The organism is Marinobacter sp. tcs-11 (genome assembly GCF_002049515.1).
GTDB lineage: Bacteria > Pseudomonadota > Gammaproteobacteria > Pseudomonadales > Oleiphilaceae > Marinobacter > Marinobacter nauticus.
Map to the genome: position 1 here is coordinate 321,049 of NZ_LLYU01000001.1, position 17,534 is coordinate 338,582.

The following is a 17,534-nucleotide window of genomic DNA, read 5'->3' on the forward strand; positions in this document are numbered from 1 at the left end:
TGTCTCCGATGGCTTAGCCGTTATTGTTGGTTGTTTTTGCTGCCCCGGCGGCACCCGATACTTCGGCCTTCTGGCTCTGGTCGTAAAGGGTGTAGGACAGTGTCAGCTTGGTGATGTGTTCCGGCAGTTCCGGATCCACGATAAACACCAGAGGCATTTCTGTGCTTTCGCCGGCTTCCAGGGGCTGCTGGTTGAAACAGAAACACTCGGTCTTGTGGAAGTACAGGGTGCCCTCAGCCGGGGACAGGCTCGGAACTGCCTGTCCGATCATGGCCTGGTCGCTGCCATTTTCGGCGTAGAAATTGACGGTCACCGGCTCACCGGGATGCACCTTGATGCTGCGGGTCACCGGCCGGAATTCCCAGGACATACCCGGGCCATTACTGGCCAGGAACTGGACCGTCACGGTGCGGTTGGCATCCACCTGGTTGGTGACCTGCGCTTCGTACCGGCCGCCGGTCTTGCCGTTGATACCGGTGATTTCGCAGAACACGTCGTACAGGGGCACCAGGGCAAAGCCGAAGGCAAACATACCGACCACGCCGGCCATGCACCAGGCAATCACCCGACCGTTGCTGCGTTTGCCGTGTTGCGGTTGTGGCTCTGCCATGGCGACCTCCCGGTTATTTCACTTCCGGCGGTGTCGAGAAAGTGTGATACGGCGCTGGTGAGGGCACCGTCCACTCCAGCCCTTCGGCACCATCCCAGGGTTTGGCGGTGGCCTTCTCGCCCCCTCGCACACACTTCACCACGATGAACAGGAACAGCAACTGACTGACGCCGAACATAAAGGCCCCGATGCTCGATACCATGTTGAAGTCAGCAAACTGCAGCGCGTAGTCCGGAATCCGCCGGGGCATGCCCGCCAGCCCCAGGAAGTGCATGGGGAAGAAAGCCAGGTTCATGCCGATGAACGACAGCCAGAAGTGGGTCTTGGCCAGGGTTTCGTCGTACATGTGGCCGGTCCACTTGGGCAGCCAGAAGTAGGCGGAAGCGAAGATGCCGAAGATGGCACCGGGCACCAGCACATAATGGAAATGCGCGACCACAAAGTAGGTATCGTGGTACTGGAAGTCCGCAGGCGCGATGGCCAGCATCAGCCCGGAGAAACCACCGATAGTGAACAGAATGATAAAGGCCACGGCGAACAGCATGGGCGCCTCGAAACTCAGGGAGCCCCGGAACATGGTGGTGACCCAGTTGAACACCTTCACCCCGGTGGGCACGGCAATCAGCATGGTGGCGTACATGAAGAACAACTGCCCGGCCAGTGGAATACCCACGGTAAACATATGGTGCGCCCAGACCACGAACGACAACAGGGCAATGGCACCCACCGCATACACCATGGAGGCATAGCCAAACAGCGGCTTGCGGGAGAAGGCCGCAACAATGTGGGAGATGGCCCCGAACGCCGGCAGGATCATGATGTAAACCTCCGGATGCCCGAAGAACCAGAACACATGCTGGAACAGCACCGGATCGCCACCACCGGAGGCATCAAAGAAACTGGTACCGAAGTTGATGTCCATCAGCATCATGGTCACCACGCCGGCCAGCACCGGCATGACCGCAATCAACAGGAACGCGGTGATCAGCCAGGTCCAGACGAACAGGGGCATTTTCATCAGGGTCATGCCCGGCGCCCGCATGTTCAGAATGGTGGCAATGACATTGATGGCGCCCATGATCGAGGACACCCCCATGATATGCACCGCGAAGATGAAGAACGTGGTGCTGGGTGGCCCATAGGTGGTGGAAAGCGGCGCATAGAAGGTCCAGCCGAAGTTGGGGGCGCCGCCCTGCATGAACAGGGTGGAGACCAGAATCAGGAAGGCGCAGGGCAGCAGCCAGAAACTCCAGTTATTCATGCGCGGCAGTGCCATGTCGGGAGCGCCGATCATCAAGGGCAGCATCCAGTTGGCTAATCCGACAAAGGCCGGCATGACCGCCCCGAACACCATGATCAGACCGTGCATGGTGGTCATCTGGTTAAAAAACTCCGGCTGCACAATCTGCAGGCCGGGCTGGAACAGTTCGGCCCGGATGACCATGGCCATGCTGCCGCCGAGCAGGAACATGGCAAAACTGAACATCAGGTACATGGACCCGATGTCCTTATGGTTTGTGGTCAGCAGCCAGCGGCTGATGCCTTTGGCCGGGCCGTGGTGATGTTCCTGGCTGTGGGTATCTGCAACCGCACTCATGAAAACCCCCGTTACCGCCTTCTGATGTGGCTGGTGATTGTTGTTATCTGGCGTTGATTACTGCTGGTTCTTGTAATCAAAAATTTCCTTGGGCGTGACCATATCGCCGGTGTTGTTACCCCAGGCATTACGCTCATAGGTAATCACCGCGGCCAGGTCCACTTCGCTCAGCTGGTTGCCGAACGCCTGCATCGCCGTCCCGGACTTGCCGTTCACCACAATGTCGATGTGAGCCGTCATATCCCCGGTCGCAATCGGGCTACCCTTGAGCGCGGGGAACGCCGGGGGGGCCCCGCTGCCATCCGCCTGGTGGCAGGCCGCACAGGCTGTGGCGTAGGCCTTCTCACCACGCTCCATCAGTTCTTCCAGAGTCCAGTCTTTCTGGGTCAGCTGGCGCTCTTTCTCGGCTGCCTCGCGCTGCTCCGCCACCCAGGCGTTGTATTCCTCTTCCGGCACCGCCTCAACCACCACCGGCATGAAGCCGTGGTCCTTGCCACACAGCTCGGTGCACTGGCCACGGTAAATGCCCGGCTCATCCACCCGAGTCCAGGTTTCATTGATAAATCCGGGGATGGCATCTTTCTTCACACCAAACTCCGGCACCCACCAGGAGTGGATTACATCATTGGCGGTCAACAGAAAACGCACTTTCTTGCCGACTGGAATCACCAGCGGGTTGTCCACTTCCAGGAGGTAGTTTTCACCCTTGGCCTGGCGGTTCTCGATCTGGTCCCGGGGTGTGGACAGGCTGGAGAAATAACCGAAATCTTCATTGATGTACTCATACTGCCAGCGCCACTGATAGCCGGTAATCTTGATATCCACTTCGGATTCGGTGGTGTCGTACATCTCCACCAGCGTTGCCGTGGCGGGAATGGCCATGGCCACGAGAATGGCAAAGGGAATAATGGTCCAGAGAATTTCGACCACCGTGTTCTCATGGAAATTGGCCGGTTTGGCGCCCTGGGATTTGCGATGGGCGAAAATGGACCAGAACATGACCCCGAACACCACCACACCGATGGCGACGCAGATCCAGAGAATGGTCATGTGAAGGCTGAAAATCTGATTACTGGTGCCGGTTACACCGGGCGTCATGTTCATGGTCCAGTCGGCCACGACCACAGCCGGTGACAACAGACCAGCGGCTAGGGCTACTGCCCGCTTGGCATGCACGCGCATACTGTGTCTCCACAGAGTGTTATTCTTGTCGGATTTTGCGTCATCCCTCCGAAATTTACCGATGGCACTCGCAACCGTCGGAAATCCCCGAGTGAAAGCCTGCTTATGGATACATCAAAATTGAGTATAGACACAGATCAAAAAAAGACTAAAAAATCCTTAAATCCAAATAAGATAAGTGCAGAGTTTTGAGAAGCATAAAGAATAAGCAGCGTGCGCCCGGCATCATTGACCGACGCCTGTGGGCACTGGCCTGGCCACTGATGCTGACCAATCTCACCGTGCCCCTGCTGGGCCTGGTGGACACCGCCGTGCTCGGCCATCTGCACAGTCCGGAATACCTGGGCGCGGTCGCCGTGGGCGCCAATCTGTTCAGCATTCTGTACTGGACCTTCGGTTTCATGCGCATGGGCACCACCGGTCTGGCGGCCCAGGCCTGGGGCAAACGGGATGCCTTTGCCCAGGTCGCGCTACTATTGCGCTCAATCCTGCTGGCCATCGGTATCGGGCTGTTACTGATCCTGTTCCACCAACCGCTGATCCGGATTGGTCTGGAGCTGATGAATCCCAGCCCCGAGGTGGCCGCTCTGGCGGCAGAATACGCGGCCATCCGCATCTGGAGCGCACCGGCGGTGCTGTGCCAGTACACCCTGGTGGGCTGGCTGATCGGCACCCAGTTCCCCCGCGGCCCCATGGTGATGCTGATCATCGCCAACGGTATCAACATTGCGCTGGACGTGTTCTTCGTCACGGTACTGGGCTGGAACAGCCGGGGCGTGGCCATGGCTACCGTGATGGCCGAATACGGCGCCGCCCTGATCGGGTTTGCCATCGTGCTCCGGAGGATGCCGGAAGGCCAGCGACTGACCCGCGCGCTGTTCGGGCAGCTGGCAGACTACCTGACCATTCTGCGGGTGAACCGTTACATCATGGTTCGCACCATTGCCCTGCTGCTGGTACTGGCGTTTTTCACCGCTCAGGGTGCCCGGCAGGGCGATGTCATCCTGGCCGCCAACGCCGTGCTGATCACCTTTTTGCTGGTGATTTCCAATGCCCTGGACGGTTTCGCCAATGCTGCCGAAGCTTTGGTGGGTGAGGCCATTGGCCAGAACAGCCGGCGCCGGTTCCGCATGGTCTTCCTGAGCGCCCTGCGCTGGTCGATCTGGGGCGCGTTGTTGCTGACCGTTGCGTTCGTGCTCGGCGGCCGCTGGCTGATCAGCCTGCTGACCGGTCTGGAGGAGGTGCGAACTACCGCCTGGCAATACCTGCCCTGGCTCTGGCTACTGCCATTTGCCTCGGTCTGGGGTTTTCTGCTTGATGGTGTGTTCATCGGCGCCACCCGCACCCGGGAAATGCAGAACACCATGCTGTTTTCAGCGCTGGCTGTGTTTCTGCCGGTCTGGTGGCTGACCACCGGGTGGGGGAACCACGGACTCTGGTTTTCGCTCATCACGCTGATGCTGGCGCGAGCCGGAAGCATGGGCTGGTTGTGCTGGCGCTATACCCGCGAGGGTCGGTGGTTTGATACACGCTGACGCCAGCTATACACATCGTAACCGTTAAATTTGCCAGTACAGGCAGCAAGGCAACAAATCTTGGCTACACTAGTCAGAAACGGCAGGCATGTTGCGGTAGCCAGCCCCTGCTTTCCTGCCTCCGGTTACTCCTTGATAGAACGGGAGGCGCCTTGCGACCTCAAATTGTTCAGACTTCGGCATCTCCTGAAATGACACCACAGGCCGTCCTTGAAATCATCGATCAGGCAAGGCGCCAGGAAGCACGATCCGGCGCCTTCTTACGCCAGATGAAAGAGAAAGCCGCCCGGCTGCCGGGTTCGGTGGTGGTGGATGGCTATCAACCGGCAACGTCCCTGTTCCAGTTCGCGGTGGAATACATCGAGATGGCGCCCAGGCTGGTGGAATGTGTTGACGCCTGTGCCCGGGAAGCCGGTATAACCGAACTGTTCCAACCCTTCATTGATGCCGCTACCCGCTACTTCACCCAGCCCTCGGTACTGCTGGTCCGCTACGATGGCCTCGACGGGCTGCTCATACGCGCTTACCTTTGCCACCGGTTGATGGAAGAAATGCACGATAACAACCGCTCTACCCGCGCCAGCGAACTGATTGACCTGGAAGCCACCCGGGCCAACCTGTTGGTGCACGAGCTCATTGGTGAACCCTTCGCCAATGAGCTGGACGATGCCATTACCGTTACCGTACTCCAGATTGCCGGCACCCCGGATTACTACGACCTGGACCTGGAACCCTTCATCGACCAGGTCAATAACCAGGCCTGGGACTGGATGCGACAGTACTGGGAAAACCTGCTGGAGCGGAACCACATCCGCTTCGCCCTCGGGCCGTCGTGCTGAGTTTAATAACAACACGTCACTGAATTGCCTCCGGAAAAACAGTATTCTTGCCCTCCCGAACAACACTGAGGAGGCCAAACGTGCTGGATAATGCCGATCTTGGAAAACTGATTGTACGGCTGACACTGGGCGGGTTACTGCTGTTCCACGGCATCGCCAAACTGCTCAATGGCATTGGCTTTATCGAAGGCCAGCTGGCCAGCCATGGCCTGCCCACGATCCTGGCCTACGGCGTCTATATCGGGGAAGTCATTGCACCGCTGATGGTGATTCTCGGATACCAGACCCGCATTGGCGCCCTGATCATTGTCTTCAACATGATCGTCGCCATCGCCCTGGTGCATGGCCATCAGCTGTTGACCCTGAGCAGCAATGGCGGCTGGGCGCTGGAACTTCAGGGCTTCTTCCTGTTCACCGCACTGGCGCTGATTTTCCTGGGGCCGGGTCGGTACAAGCTCAAGAACTGAGGTCAGCCGGTGGTGGGGGCAACCGCTTTCGGGTGCCAGACCACCACCCGATTGCGCCCATCAGACTTGGCGGCATAGAGCGCCTCATCGGCGCGGCGAATCAGTTCCTGACAATCGGATTGCCGGTTGGGGGTCAATGTCGCCACACCGAGACTGATGGTCAGGCTGACCGGCGACATGTGCTCGCCGCTGTTGACCGGCGTTCGGGCGACCGACAGCCGCATCCGTTCCGCCACTTGCTGCGCGCCGGCTACATCCGTGGTGGGCAGCAGAATGGCGAACTCCTCACCGCCGTAACGAGCCACCAGGTCCCCAGAGCGCTGGACTTCATCGGACAGAATCGAGGCCAGCGCCACCAGGCAATCGTCCCCCACCAGATGACCGAAGCGGTCGTTCACCTGCTTGAAGTGGTCAATATCCAGCAGAATCAGGCTCAGTTCATGCTCGTGACGCAACGCCCGGTTCCACTCGGTTTCCAGTTTCTCATCAAACCGGCGCCGGTTGGCGACGTGAGTCAGGCCATCGGTCAGACTGATGGCCCGCAACTGCTCGTTTGCCTGCTCCAGCTCCTCGGTGCGTTCCCGAACCCGGGATTCCAGGGTCAGGTTGGCCTGGCGCTGTATGTCCAGGGCATGCTCCTGGGCCTGTTGCCGGCGCCGGCGCTCCATGTTGATCCGGTAGGCCAGGGCAAACGACAGCAGAATCACCTCAACCGCCACCCCGGCCTGGGGCGCCAACTCGGTAAACGGACTGCGCGGAATCCAGCCCAGCTTGCTGACCGCCAGCACCAGATGCCCCAGCAGCAAGGGCGTCCAGGCAAGTACATAAAAGCCGCCCAGGATCTGGCCCCTGCGCCAGACATTGATACCAATCAGCCAGGCCACCGGGGTCGCGAACGCAGCCAGACTGCTTATCCAGATAATGCCCACCTGGTAAGAACCGAGGAAACCATAGATCAGACCCAACAGGTTGACCGCCAGCAGTGCCTGAAGAATCCGATAACCCCAGCGCGAGTAACTCTTGACCAACAGGAATTTCATGGTGAAAACAATGGCCGCAATCAGCGCGGCACTGACCACCGGCACAGTGAAGTAACGGTTGATCCACGGCACGTCAGGCCAGAACCACTGGAACAGCAGGCCATTGAAGTTGAGCTGCACAGCACCGGAACAGACAACCGTCAGCACATACCAGAGGTAGGTCTGGTGGCGGACAATCAGGAACAGAAACAGGTTATACAGGGCCAGAGCGACCACGATTCCCAGGAACATGGTCTGCCAGCCATAGGAAATCTGCTCGTTAGCAAGAAATTCGGCGGACGGGGTTACCGCGACGGGAACCTGAACCGAGCCCTGGGTCTGCACACGAATCCAGGCGGTGACCGGCTCGGTATTGGACGGCACCAGAAAGACGAAATTGCGGTGCACAATCGGCCGGCTGTCGAACGGCCGGGTGTCCCCGGTGTGATGGGATTCGATAATCCGGCCATCCAGTTCCCAATACACCGACACTTCATCGAGCAGCGGATAGCCCAGTTCCAGAACCCGGTTAGCGGGTTGTGCCGGCACCGGTACCTGCAACCAGAATTCGTCGTCACTGAATCCCCGGTTCAGGGTCTGGCCAGCCGAAACCGTCTGCCACTGGTCAGGCCCGATGGCACGGACTGCCTCGACATCCCTGGCCCCCTGAGGTACCGACAACCACTGGAAGGATACCGGCTCGGCATGGGCAGCATTGAAGGCCAAGCACAGCAGCAAGGTAAGGAATATGCCTGTTCTGCGGGAAATGCGCCCGTTCATTCTTGTCTGTAATTTCCGGCCCGAAGTGCTTGAACTACACTGTTGTGTTCTGATGGGAAATACCATAACCAACCGTGCTTCACAAACAGTGTAGACGGATATCCGGCTCAAGTCCGACGAAATTAAGGGGTAAAGCCCCGCTACCACCAGAGAGGAAGACATGCCCGAACGCAGACACACGGTTCAGCCCGGCCGCTACCGGCACTACAAAGGCAAGGACTACGACGTGATCGGCGTGGCCCGCCACAGCGAAACCGAAGAGCCGCTGGTGGTCTATCGCTGCCTGTACGGCGACCATAGTCTATGGGTTCGCCCGCTCCCCATGTTTCTGGAAACCGTCGATGTGGCCGGCGAACAGGTTCCCCGTTTCATGCGGGTTGAGGACGAGTAACGGTTACACAACCGTTTTGACTGCGGCGGCCATTTCCTGCACATTAGCGCACTTTTCGTGCTGCCGGCGCCCAAAAGGTGCCGGTATACCCTCGATTCCTATCCGGAGTTTGCCATGAATGCCGTAGTTGCCGCGGTACTGATCATGCTCGTACTGAGCCTGTGCCGCATCCACGTTGTTGTTGCCCTGATCATCGGCGCCATTTCCGGTGGCCTGGTGGCGGGCATGTCCCTTGAAGAGACCATCAATGCCTTCAATACCGGCCTGGGCGGTGGTGCCACCGTGGCCTTGTCCTATGCCACCTTGGGCGCCTTTGCCGTCGCCATTGGCAAATCGGGGCTGGCCCATGCCCTGGCCGACAAGACCCTGGCCATGGTGGGCCGACAGGATGAAGGGGGCGCTGCCACCGGCATCCGGTTCATGATCATCGGTCTGCTGCTGGCCATTGCCGTGTCGTCCCAGAATATCCTGCCGATTCACATCGCATTCATTCCACTGGTCGTGCCGCCACTGCTGTATGTGATGGCGAAGCTGAACATGGATCGACGGCTGGTGGCCTGCGTGCTGACCTTCGGCCTGATCACGCCTTACATGTTCCTGCCGGTAGGCTTTGGCGGTATCTATCTGAACGAAATCCTGCTGGCCAATGTGGCCGACAACGGGGTGGATGCCAGCAACCTGAACGTTATGTCTGCCATGGCACTACCGGCCCTGGGCATGCTCCTTGGCCTGCTGATTGCGGTCTTCTTCAGCTACCGGGGCGGTCGCGGCTATGACCTCAAGCGCATCGAACAGACCGAGCGTGTGGATGTGAAATACAGTCCCAGAACGCTGGTGATGGCGCTGGTCGCCATTGCCGTGGCATTCGTGGTGCAACTCTGGCTTGGCTCCATGATCCTGGGCGCCCTGGCCGGCTTCGTGCTGTTCAATGTCTCTGGCGTGGTGAAGTGGAAAGAAGCCGACGACCTGTTCACAGAAGGCATGAAAATGCTGGCCATGATCGGCTTCATCATGATTGCCGCCAACGGCTTTGCGGAAGTCATGCGGGAAACCGGCGAAATCGCCACTCTGGTGGAAGGTTCGGTCGCCGTCATAGGCGAGAACAAGGCGCTGGCAGCATTGCTGATGCTGGTGGTGGGCCTGTTGATTACCATGGGCATCGGGTCATCATTCTCCACCATCCCCATTATCGCCGCCCTGTATGTGCCACTGGCCCTGCAACTGGGCTTCAGCCCCTTGGCCATCGTAGCCCTGGTGGGCACGGCGGGTGCTCTGGGCGATGCCGGCTCTCCGGCATCAGACTCCACCCTTGGCCCCACCGCCGGCCTGAATGTGGATGGCCAGCACAACCACATCTGGGATACCGTGGTGCCCACGTTCCTGCACTACAACCTGCCACTGCTGGCCTTCGGCTGGCTGGCCGCCATGGTGCTCTGAGGCACCGGCAACACCCTCGGTTTGCCGCCGGCCAAAGACGGCCAGGCAAGCCGGGGGATCAGTCTTCTGAACCGGACTTGAAGAACACCACCTGTTTTACCGTGTGATCATCCTTGTTGTCGCGCTTGTTCACCCGGGTCTCGATCTCCGGTGCCGCCGGCTGCTCCTGATCGGACATGGCATCGGTAAACCCGCATGCCACGCATTCGCGCACCTGCTCACCGTGGTCATCGGTAAACATCATGATCTTGTCCATCTCCGCACAACGGGGACAGACAGCGCCGGCGATAAAGCGTTTCGGACTCGCCATAATTCAACTCCAGATAAGTCACCCGATGGCCAGTACGACCACCGGGCGTGTTTGTATCAGGCCGCTTCGTCCGTAATGCCGGTCTGCTTCAGCAAGGCATCCACCTCGGGCTCCCGGCCCCGGAACGCCTTGAACAGCTCCATGGGCTCCTGCGAGCCGCCTTTCTCCAGAATGTTGTGCAGGAAGGCCTTGCCGGTTTCCGGATCAAAAATACCATTCTCCTCAAACAGCGAGAACGCATCGGCCGCCAGCACTTCCGCCCACTTGTAGCTGTAATAGCCCGCCGCGTAGCCCCCGGCGAAAATGTGGGAGAAAGCATTCGGAAAACGATTGAACTCCGGCGCCTGAACCACGGCAATCTCTTCCCGCACTGTCCGGTGCATGTCGAGCGGATTGGTCGGCGCCTGCTCGCTGAATTCCGCGTGCAACCGGAAATCGAACAGCGAGAACTCCAGCTGCCGCACCATGGCCATCCCGGACTGGAAGTTCTTGGCCGCCAACAGTTTCTGCAGCAGATCTTCCGGCAGCGGTTCTCCGGTTTCATGGTGACTGGCAATCAGCGCCAGCGACTCCGGATTCCAGCACCAGTTCTCCAGGAACTGGCTGGGCAACTCCACCGCATCCCAGGCCACACCGTTAATACCCGACACATCCATCACCTCGACCTGGGTCAGCATGTGATGCAGACCATGACCGAATTCGTGGAACAGGGTGGTGACTTCGTCGTGAGTCAGCAATGCCGGCTTGCCGTCCACCGGTGGCGTGAAGTTGCAGGTCAGGAACGCCACTGGCAACTGCAACCGGCCGCGCAAATCGCGCCAGCGCACCCGGCAGTCCGCCATCCAGGCACCACCGCGTTTGCCCTGGCGGGCATAGAGATCCAGGTAGAACCAGGCAATCGGCTCGCCGTGGCGACTGATACAGTAGGCTTGGGCATTCTCGTGCCAGGTTTCCACCTCCGGATGGGCTTCGATCTGAACATCAAACAGCTTCTCTGCCACCCGGAACAGGCCCGGCACCACCTTGTCCACCGGGAACCAGGGGCGCAGGGTTTCCGGAGAAATGTCATAACGCTTCTGGCGCAGCTTCTCGCTGAAATAACCCACATCCCAGGCCTGAAGATCCTCGACGCCGTATTCGTCTTTCACAAAAGCCTTCAGCTCGGCGAACTCCTTCTCCGCCTGGGGCTTGGATTTCGCCGCCAACTGATTCAGGAACTCCATCACCTCATCGACACTGCGGGCCATCTTGGTGGCCAACGAACGCTCGGCGTAGTTGTCGAATCCGAGCAACTGGGCGAGGGCATGGCGACGCTTGAGAATCTCAGCCATCACCGGGGTATTATCCCACTTCGCCGCATCCGGGCCCTGATCTGACGCCCGGGTCACAAACGCCTCGTACACTTCCCGGCGCAGGCTGCGGTTGTCACCGTAGGTCATCACCGGATAGAAACTGGGGAAATCCAGGGTAATCACATAACCGTCCAGCTCCTTCTGCCGGGCCGCCTGCCTGGCGCCTTCAATGGCCGTTTCGGGCAGACCGGACAGCTCGTCCACATCGGTGATGTGTTTGTACCAGTGCTGGGTGGCGTCCAGCACGTTATCGCTGAACTTGTTGGACAGTTCCGCCAGCTCCCGGGACAGTTCCGCGTAACGCTTTTTCTTGTCCTCGGGCAGATCCACACCACCGAGCCGGAAATCCCGCAGGATGTTGTCGATGGACTTGCGCTGGGATTCGCTCAGATTGTGGAAATCATCGCGGGCGGCCAGTTTTTTATAGGCCTCACACAAGACACTGTTCTGGCTGACTTCGGTACTGTATTCAGTCAGTTTTTCCAGGCAGTTCTTGTACACTTTGCGCAGGTCATCGTTGTTCATGACACCGTTCAGGTGGGAGATCACCGACCAGGCATTGCTTAGCTTGTTTTCCAGCTCCTGCATGGGCTGAGCCAGAGTTTCCCAACTGGGATCCTCCTGCTGGGCCAGCGTCTGGATCTTCATCCGGTTCTCGCTGAGAATCTGGTCTATGGCCGTTTCCATGTGCTCGGTACGGATATGGCCGAACTTCGGCAACAGATCGTCAGTCAGTAGCGGGTTATTCATAGGTCCCCTTCTCAGCTGTTCGTTTATGAGATAGCTTGCACCAACTTACGGGGTGCCGGTGGGGGATGGCTTTCAGAAACTGTGTGGAGCCAGGGATGGCGGAACTCAAGCGTCACAGGGATGTGCCGAAGGAGCGTGTTTCTGAAAGCCATCCCCCACCGGCACCTTGCACCGCACTTGGACAGCATTGAGGTATATGTAATGGCGAATGTACGAACTCACAAGGGTATCACACCACAATTTGGCGAACGCACCTGGGTAGACGACAGCGCCGTGGTCATCGGAGATGTACAAATGGGGGAGGATTGCTCGGTCTGGCCCATGACCGTAATCCGAGGCGACATGCACAAGATCCGCATCGGCGACCGTTGCAGCATCCAGGACGGCTCGGTGCTGCACATCACCCACGCCAGCGACTACAACCCCGGCGGCTGGCCGCTGATCCTGGGCGACGACGTGACCGTTGGCCACAAAGCCCTTTTGCATGGCTGCACCATTGGCAGCCGGGTTCTGGTCGGCATGGGCTGTACCGTGATGGACGGCGCCGTGGTGGAAGATGAAGTCATTATCGGCGCCGGCACCCTGGTACCGCCAGGCAAACGCCTGGAATCCGGCTACCTGTACGTGGGCTCCCCGTGCAAGCAGGCCCGAGCCCTGAGCGACAAGGAAAAAACGTTCTTCAAATACACCGCCGCCAACTATGTCAAACTGAAAGACGAATACCTGAACCCTGCCGAATAAGCCCTGACCAACCGCCCCTGATTCAGATCAAATTCTGATCAGGGGCACCTTGAAAAATACCCGCCTGCACCTACTTTCGAGAATAGCAGAAGTTCACGGAGTCCATCCGGGGGCGCCACCGGGTTGGAGCTGTTCCGCGAGCGAAGCTGATGACCATCTCAGATTCGACATCGTTATTGGAGGAGTTCCCATGAGCAACATTACACGCTGGAATCCGATCAGTGAGTTCGAAGACATGATGAACCGCTACAACCGGATGTTCGGCCTGGCCGGCACCAACGGAGAACGGGAAGGTAAGGATCTGTTCAGCCGCAGTGACTGGGCCCCGGCGGTGGATATCAAGGAGACCCCGGAGGCCTTCATGGTGGAAGCCGAGCTGCCGGGTATGAGCAAAGACGACGTGAAGGTGACCGTGCACGACGGCGTACTTACCATTCAGGGCGAGCGCAAGAGCGAAGAGGAAACCAAGGACAAGAAGCTGCACCGCATTGAACGGTTCTACGGCAGCTTTATGCGCCGGTTCACCTTGCCGGACAACGTGGATGAGAACAGTGTGAAGGCCAATTTCAAGGACGGCCTGCTGACACTGAGCATCCAGAAGGCCGAACCCAAAGAACCGAAGGCCATCGAAGTCGAGGTAAAGTAAGCCCTCGCCTTCGAGCCTGCAAGGCAGCCTTGCCGGGAATCAATTCCCGGCCGCTGCCTTTTTTTGTGCGCCGGCGTTTTCCAAGACGCGGGCATACTCTGCACTACGCCGGTGGCGGGCGACCCGATCCAGAATGGTTGCTCCGTGTTCGTCTTCAGCATTCAGGTCACGACCGGCTTCAACAAAGAAGCTGATAAAGCGCTCGAAGTCTTCGGCCCGCATAGATTCATAAGCCCGACTCAGCACGAAATAATCGGCATTGATGCTTCGGTCCCAGGGGGTCAGGTCGAGATAGCTCTTTACCCGCTCGTCACTCCATTCCTCACCAATGACTTTCGGTTTGTCCGGTCCGCTCATGCTGGCATCTCCTGCTGTGTGCAATTCAGGGCGCACAGTATAAGGCTTTGAATGAGCAGAGGTTATATGAATCCACTATGAGTATCTGCGCTGCGAGCATAAGGCGGGTGGTACATACCGGCGTCTCAGGGCAGGATTTCCACCGGCAGGTCTGCGGTGGGCACTTCATCACTGCATTCGGGGTTACCGATGGCGATTTCCACCCGGCGATTGATAGCGCGGTTTTCCGGGCTGGTGTTGGGGGCCAGTGGCCGGGTCTCGGCACGGCCAGCGGCAACGACCCGCTCGGCGGGGATATCCCGGTTGAGTACCAGTTCATGCACCACCGAGACCGCCCGGGCAGCAGACAGGTCCCAGTTTGAGCGGTACTGACTGCTGGAAATCGGTCGATCGTCGGAATGCCCGGAAACCACCACATCCCCGCTACAGGCGGACAGGACGCTCACCACACGCTCGATGATCGGGATCATTTCCGGCTTGATGGTGGCGTCGCCAGAGCGGAAGGTCGCTTCCTCCGAGAACCGGATAACCACCTGATCCTCGTCGTAGTTCACATGCAGGGTTTCGGAAGCCACTTCCTCTTCCAGTTCCCGAACCAGACGCCCGGCCAGGTCCAGCACACCGCCGGGTATCTGCCGGGTTTCCGAGCGCTCGGTACGCTCATCAATAAACTCAGGTTGTTGTTGCAACGACTCCGACGGTTCGGGCAGCGAGACGGTATCCGATTCAACCAGGGTAATAGGGGAGCCACCCACGTCCTCCGCCACCACGTTGCTGGAGCCAAAGGCCAGCGACATGGAGTTGGCCATGGCCCGGTACTTTTCCACATCCATTTCGGCGAAGGACAGCAGCAGAATAAAAAACGTCAGCAGCAGTGTGGCCAGATCGGCAAACGTCACGATCCAGTCCGGGGTGCCTTTCTTGCCCCGGTTCTTTTTCAGTGGCCGTGCCGGTTGCAAACCTCAGGCCTCCCGCTCGGGTTCGAGGTTGGTGCGGTGTTCCGGAGACACGTAGGAAGACAGCAGTTCGGTCATAACCCTGGGGTTTTCACCGCGCATGATGCTCTTGATGGAGGTAATGATCAGCATCTGGTTACGGGCATCGTCTTCCGCCTTCAGCTGCAACTTGTCGGCCAGGGGTAACGCCATCAGCTGGGCAATGAATGCGCCGTACAGGGTGGTCAGCAGAGCAATGGCCATGGCCGGACCAATAGAGGAAGGATCATCAAGGGTATTGAGCATTTGCACCAGCCCCACCAGGGTACCGAGCATGCCGATGGCCGGTGCCGATTCGCCAATGCCGCGGAACACCCGTTCCGCCACTTCGTAGCGTTCGGCGGTCTGCTGGCTGTCCTGCAACAGGGCCTCTTCCACCAGTTCCGGCGGGTGGCCATCGACACAGAGGTTGATGGCTTTCTGCAGGAACTCGTCCTTGGTGTCATGGTTCTCCAGACCCAGAATGCCCTCCTTGCGAACCACCCGGGCCAGCACGCCCACTTCCCGAATCAGTTCCGCCGGGCGCGCCAACCGGTCCGTAAAGGCTGCGCGGAAAGCCAGTCGGAAAGCACTCAGCACGGAGGGCATCCGGAATTTGATCAGGGTTACGGCAAACGTACCCCCGAGTACGATGGCCAGGCCAGGCAGGTTCAGAAAGGTAAGTACGGTTGCATTCGCCAACATGGCGAGCAACACAATCAGGGTTCCGGCTAGCAACCCGACAAGCGTAAGAATATCCATAACTGACCCTTATCGACGGCTCGGCTGCATCGCCTGCCTCAGTCTGTTCTCAGTTCCTCGATGACGGCCGAGGTTTCCGGGCGTACGCCCCGCCACACGAAAAAAGCTTCGGCAGCCTGTTCCACCAACATACCCAGACCGTCAAACACGCGTACGGCACCATGATCCAGGGCCCACTGGTTAAACGTGGTGGTCTGCAGAGAATACATCATGTCGTAGACCACGGTATCTGCGCCGATCACATCTGCCGTAATGGCTGGCAAATCACCCTTCAGGCTGGCGCTGGTGCCGTTGATCACCAGATCAAACGGTCCTTCGACCTGCTCAAAACCACAGGCCGAGAGTTCAATGCCACTGTGTTCCCGGCCGAACAGCCGGGCCAGCGCTTCGGCCCTGGCGACAGTGCGATTGGCCACAACCACACTGGCGGGCTGCTCGTCCAGCAGAGGCCCGAGCACACCGCGCACCGCACCACCAGCGCCCAGCACCAGCACACGCGCGCCCTTCAGAGGCACGCCATGGTTGTCCCGGAGGTCGCGAACAATACCCACACCATCTGTGTTATCGGCCACCAGCTGGTCTTCTTGATCCAGATAGAGAGTATTGGCGGCACCTGCCAGCTCGGCCCGGTGAGTCCGGTGCTCAGCCAGGGTCCAGGCCTGTTCCTTGAACGGCACCGTAATGTTCAGACCCTTGCCGCCGTGGTCAAAGAAGTGATGAACGGTGCCGGCGAAATCCTCCAGCGGCGCCTGAATCGCGGTGTATTCCACGGCCTCACCGGTCTGTTGGGCAAACAGGCTGTGGATACGGGGTGATTTGCTGTGGCTGATGGGGTTGCCCACCACGGCATACAGATCGCTAGTCATTACGTTCCTCCAACCAGTCACGGCCGGTCAGAAAATACTCGGTCAGCCGGGCTTCCTCAGTGCCTGGCTCCGGACGGCGGTCGTAATCCCAGCGCACCAACGGGGGCAGGGACATCAGGATAGACTCGGTCCGGCCGCCCGACTGCAGTCCAAACAGCGTGCCCCGGTCGTACACCAGGTTAAACTCGACATAGCGGCCCCGGCGGTAGAGCTGGAATTCCCGCTCCCGTTCCCCCCAGGGCTGATCCATACGCCGGCGCACAATCGGCTCGTAGGCCTCAATGTAACTGTCGCCCACGGCCTGCATAAAGGCAAAGTCACGGTCGAAATCGCCGGTGTTGTAGTCATCGAAGAACAGCCCGCCAACGCCCCGTGGCTCCTGCCGGTGTTTGAGGTAGAAATAGTCGTCGCACCAGCGCTTGTAGTCCGCGTAGACGGAGTCACCGAATGGCTGGCAGGCTGCCTTTGCGGTGCGGTGCCAGTGCACGCAGTCTTCCTCAAATCCGTAATAGGGCGTGAGGTCATAGCCACCACCGAACCAGTACACCGGAGCGCTGTCCTCCGGCGTAGCGATGAAAAAGCGCACGTTGGCATGAGAGGTGGGCACGTATGGATTGTTCGGATGAATCACCAGCGACACCCCCATGGCCTGCCAGGGTGCGCCCGCCAGGTGAGGGCGGTGAGCCGTGGCAGACGCTGGCATGGTCTCGCCCATCACGTGGGAAAAGTTAACGCCGCCCTTCTCGATAACACCACCGTCGGCCAGTACGCGGCTGATACCGCCACCGCCTTCCGGCCGCTGCCAACTGTCACGGATAAACGATGCCTGGCCATCGACCGTTTCCAGCCGCTGACAAATCCGCTCCTGAAGACCGATGAGGTAGTCCTTGACGGCCTGGATATCCGGCTGCTGTGACAT

The 17,534-nt window shown here is 59.1% G+C and carries 18 protein-coding genes; 7 read left to right on the top strand and 11 right to left on the bottom strand.

The window, feature by feature from the left end; all coding sequences use genetic code 11:
- Window positions 1-13 precede the first annotated feature (13 nt).
- The 3 genes from ARC85_RS01450 to coxB are packed head-to-tail and all read right to left on the bottom strand — an operon-like array spanning window position 14 to window position 3,389.
- Window positions 14-610, bottom strand: coding sequence for a cytochrome c oxidase assembly protein (locus ARC85_RS01450; protein ID WP_141066718.1), 597 nt, complete (start codon window positions 608-610; stop codon window positions 14-16).
- Window positions 611-623: 13 nt separating this feature from the next.
- Entirely contained in the window at window positions 624-2,207 is a 1,584-nt protein-coding gene (ctaD, locus tag ARC85_RS01455) for a cytochrome c oxidase subunit I (RefSeq protein ID WP_014420041.1), read from the bottom strand.
- Window positions 2,208-2,264: 57 nt separating this feature from the next.
- The gene (coxB, locus tag ARC85_RS01460; protein WP_014420040.1) at window positions 2,265-3,389 is read right to left on the bottom strand and encodes a cytochrome c oxidase subunit II; all 1,125 of its coding nucleotides are present in this window, start codon (window positions 3,387-3,389) and stop codon (window positions 2,265-2,267) included.
- Window positions 3,390-3,577: 188 nt separating this feature from the next.
- On the opposite strand from coxB, the gene ARC85_RS01465 reads away from it, so the two are divergent.
- The 3 genes from ARC85_RS01465 to ARC85_RS01475 all read left to right on the top strand — a co-directional run bounded on the left by ARC85_RS01465 (window position 3,578) and on the right by ARC85_RS01475 (window position 6,230).
- Entirely contained in the window at window positions 3,578-4,924 is a 1,347-nt protein-coding gene (locus ARC85_RS01465; RefSeq protein ID WP_141066717.1) for an MATE family efflux transporter, read from the top strand.
- Window positions 4,925-5,115: 191 nt separating this feature from the next.
- The gene (locus tag ARC85_RS01470; protein ID WP_031211724.1) at window positions 5,116-5,763 is read left to right on the top strand and encodes a hypothetical protein; all 648 of its coding nucleotides are present in this window, start codon (window positions 5,116-5,118) and stop codon (window positions 5,761-5,763) included.
- Window positions 5,764-5,843: 80 nt separating this feature from the next.
- A complete protein-coding gene (locus tag ARC85_RS01475; RefSeq protein ID WP_014420036.1) occupies window positions 5,844-6,230 on the top strand; it encodes a DoxX family protein in 387 nt (128 codons plus the stop codon).
- A 2-nt stretch (window positions 6,231-6,232) separates the two neighbouring features.
- On the opposite strand, the gene ARC85_RS01480 is transcribed toward ARC85_RS01475, so the two are convergent.
- The gene (locus tag ARC85_RS01480; protein WP_286714184.1) at window positions 6,233-8,029 is read right to left on the bottom strand and encodes a sensor domain-containing diguanylate cyclase; all 1,797 of its coding nucleotides are present in this window, start codon (window positions 8,027-8,029) and stop codon (window positions 6,233-6,235) included.
- 160 nt (window positions 8,030-8,189) lie between these two features.
- Here ARC85_RS01480 and ARC85_RS01485 point away from each other — a divergent pair, with 160 nt between their 5' ends.
- Window positions 8,190-8,420 (top strand): DUF1653 domain-containing protein, encoded by a 231-nt coding sequence (locus ARC85_RS01485; protein ID WP_011783637.1) that lies wholly within the window; start codon window positions 8,190-8,192, stop codon window positions 8,418-8,420.
- A 114-nt stretch (window positions 8,421-8,534) separates the two neighbouring features.
- A complete protein-coding gene (locus tag ARC85_RS01490) occupies window positions 8,535-9,857 on the top strand; it encodes a Na+/H+ antiporter family protein (RefSeq protein WP_286714185.1) in 1,323 nt (440 codons plus the stop codon).
- Window positions 9,858-9,915: 58 nt separating this feature from the next.
- Here the strand turns inward: ARC85_RS01490 and ARC85_RS01495 are convergent, their stop codons facing one another.
- A complete protein-coding gene (locus tag ARC85_RS01495) occupies window positions 9,916-10,167 on the bottom strand; it encodes a YheV family putative zinc ribbon protein (protein WP_011783635.1) in 252 nt (83 codons plus the stop codon).
- 56 nt (window positions 10,168-10,223) lie between these two features.
- Window positions 10,224-12,269, bottom strand: coding sequence for an oligopeptidase A (gene prlC, locus ARC85_RS01500; protein ID WP_286714186.1), 2,046 nt, complete (start codon window positions 12,267-12,269; stop codon window positions 10,224-10,226).
- A 201-nt stretch (window positions 12,270-12,470) separates the two neighbouring features.
- On the opposite strand from prlC, the gene ARC85_RS01505 reads away from it, so the two are divergent.
- Window positions 12,471-13,010 (top strand): gamma carbonic anhydrase family protein, encoded by a 540-nt coding sequence (locus ARC85_RS01505; protein ID WP_011783633.1) that lies wholly within the window; start codon window positions 12,471-12,473, stop codon window positions 13,008-13,010.
- Between the two features lie 190 nt (window positions 13,011-13,200).
- Window positions 13,201-13,656, top strand: a complete 456-nt coding sequence (locus ARC85_RS01510) for an Hsp20/alpha crystallin family protein (protein WP_286714187.1) — start codon at window positions 13,201-13,203, stop codon at window positions 13,654-13,656.
- A gap of 39 nt (window positions 13,657-13,695) precedes the next feature.
- Here the strand turns inward: ARC85_RS01510 and ARC85_RS01515 are convergent, their stop codons facing one another.
- The 5 genes from ARC85_RS01515 to hemF all read right to left on the bottom strand — a co-directional run bounded on the left by ARC85_RS01515 (window position 13,696) and on the right by hemF (window position 17,534).
- A complete protein-coding gene (locus ARC85_RS01515) occupies window positions 13,696-14,013 on the bottom strand; it encodes a PA4642 family protein (protein WP_014420030.1) in 318 nt (105 codons plus the stop codon).
- A 125-nt stretch (window positions 14,014-14,138) separates the two neighbouring features.
- Complete coding sequence (locus tag ARC85_RS01520) at window positions 14,139-14,972, bottom strand: flagellar motor protein MotB (RefSeq protein ID WP_286714188.1); 834 nt, start codon at window positions 14,970-14,972, stop codon at window positions 14,139-14,141.
- Window positions 14,973-14,975: 3 nt separating this feature from the next.
- The gene (locus ARC85_RS01525) at window positions 14,976-15,749 is read right to left on the bottom strand and encodes a motility protein A (RefSeq protein WP_014420028.1); all 774 of its coding nucleotides are present in this window, start codon (window positions 15,747-15,749) and stop codon (window positions 14,976-14,978) included.
- A gap of 38 nt (window positions 15,750-15,787) precedes the next feature.
- Window positions 15,788-16,615 carry a shikimate dehydrogenase gene (aroE, locus tag ARC85_RS01530; protein WP_114434653.1) on the bottom strand — a complete coding sequence of 276 codons (828 nt, stop codon included), beginning with the start codon at window positions 16,613-16,615 and terminating at the stop codon, window positions 15,788-15,790.
- Entirely contained in the window at window positions 16,608-17,534 is a 927-nt protein-coding gene (gene hemF, locus ARC85_RS01535; RefSeq protein WP_014420026.1) for an oxygen-dependent coproporphyrinogen oxidase, read from the bottom strand. Before hemF ends, aroE begins: the two co-directional genes overlap by 8 nt.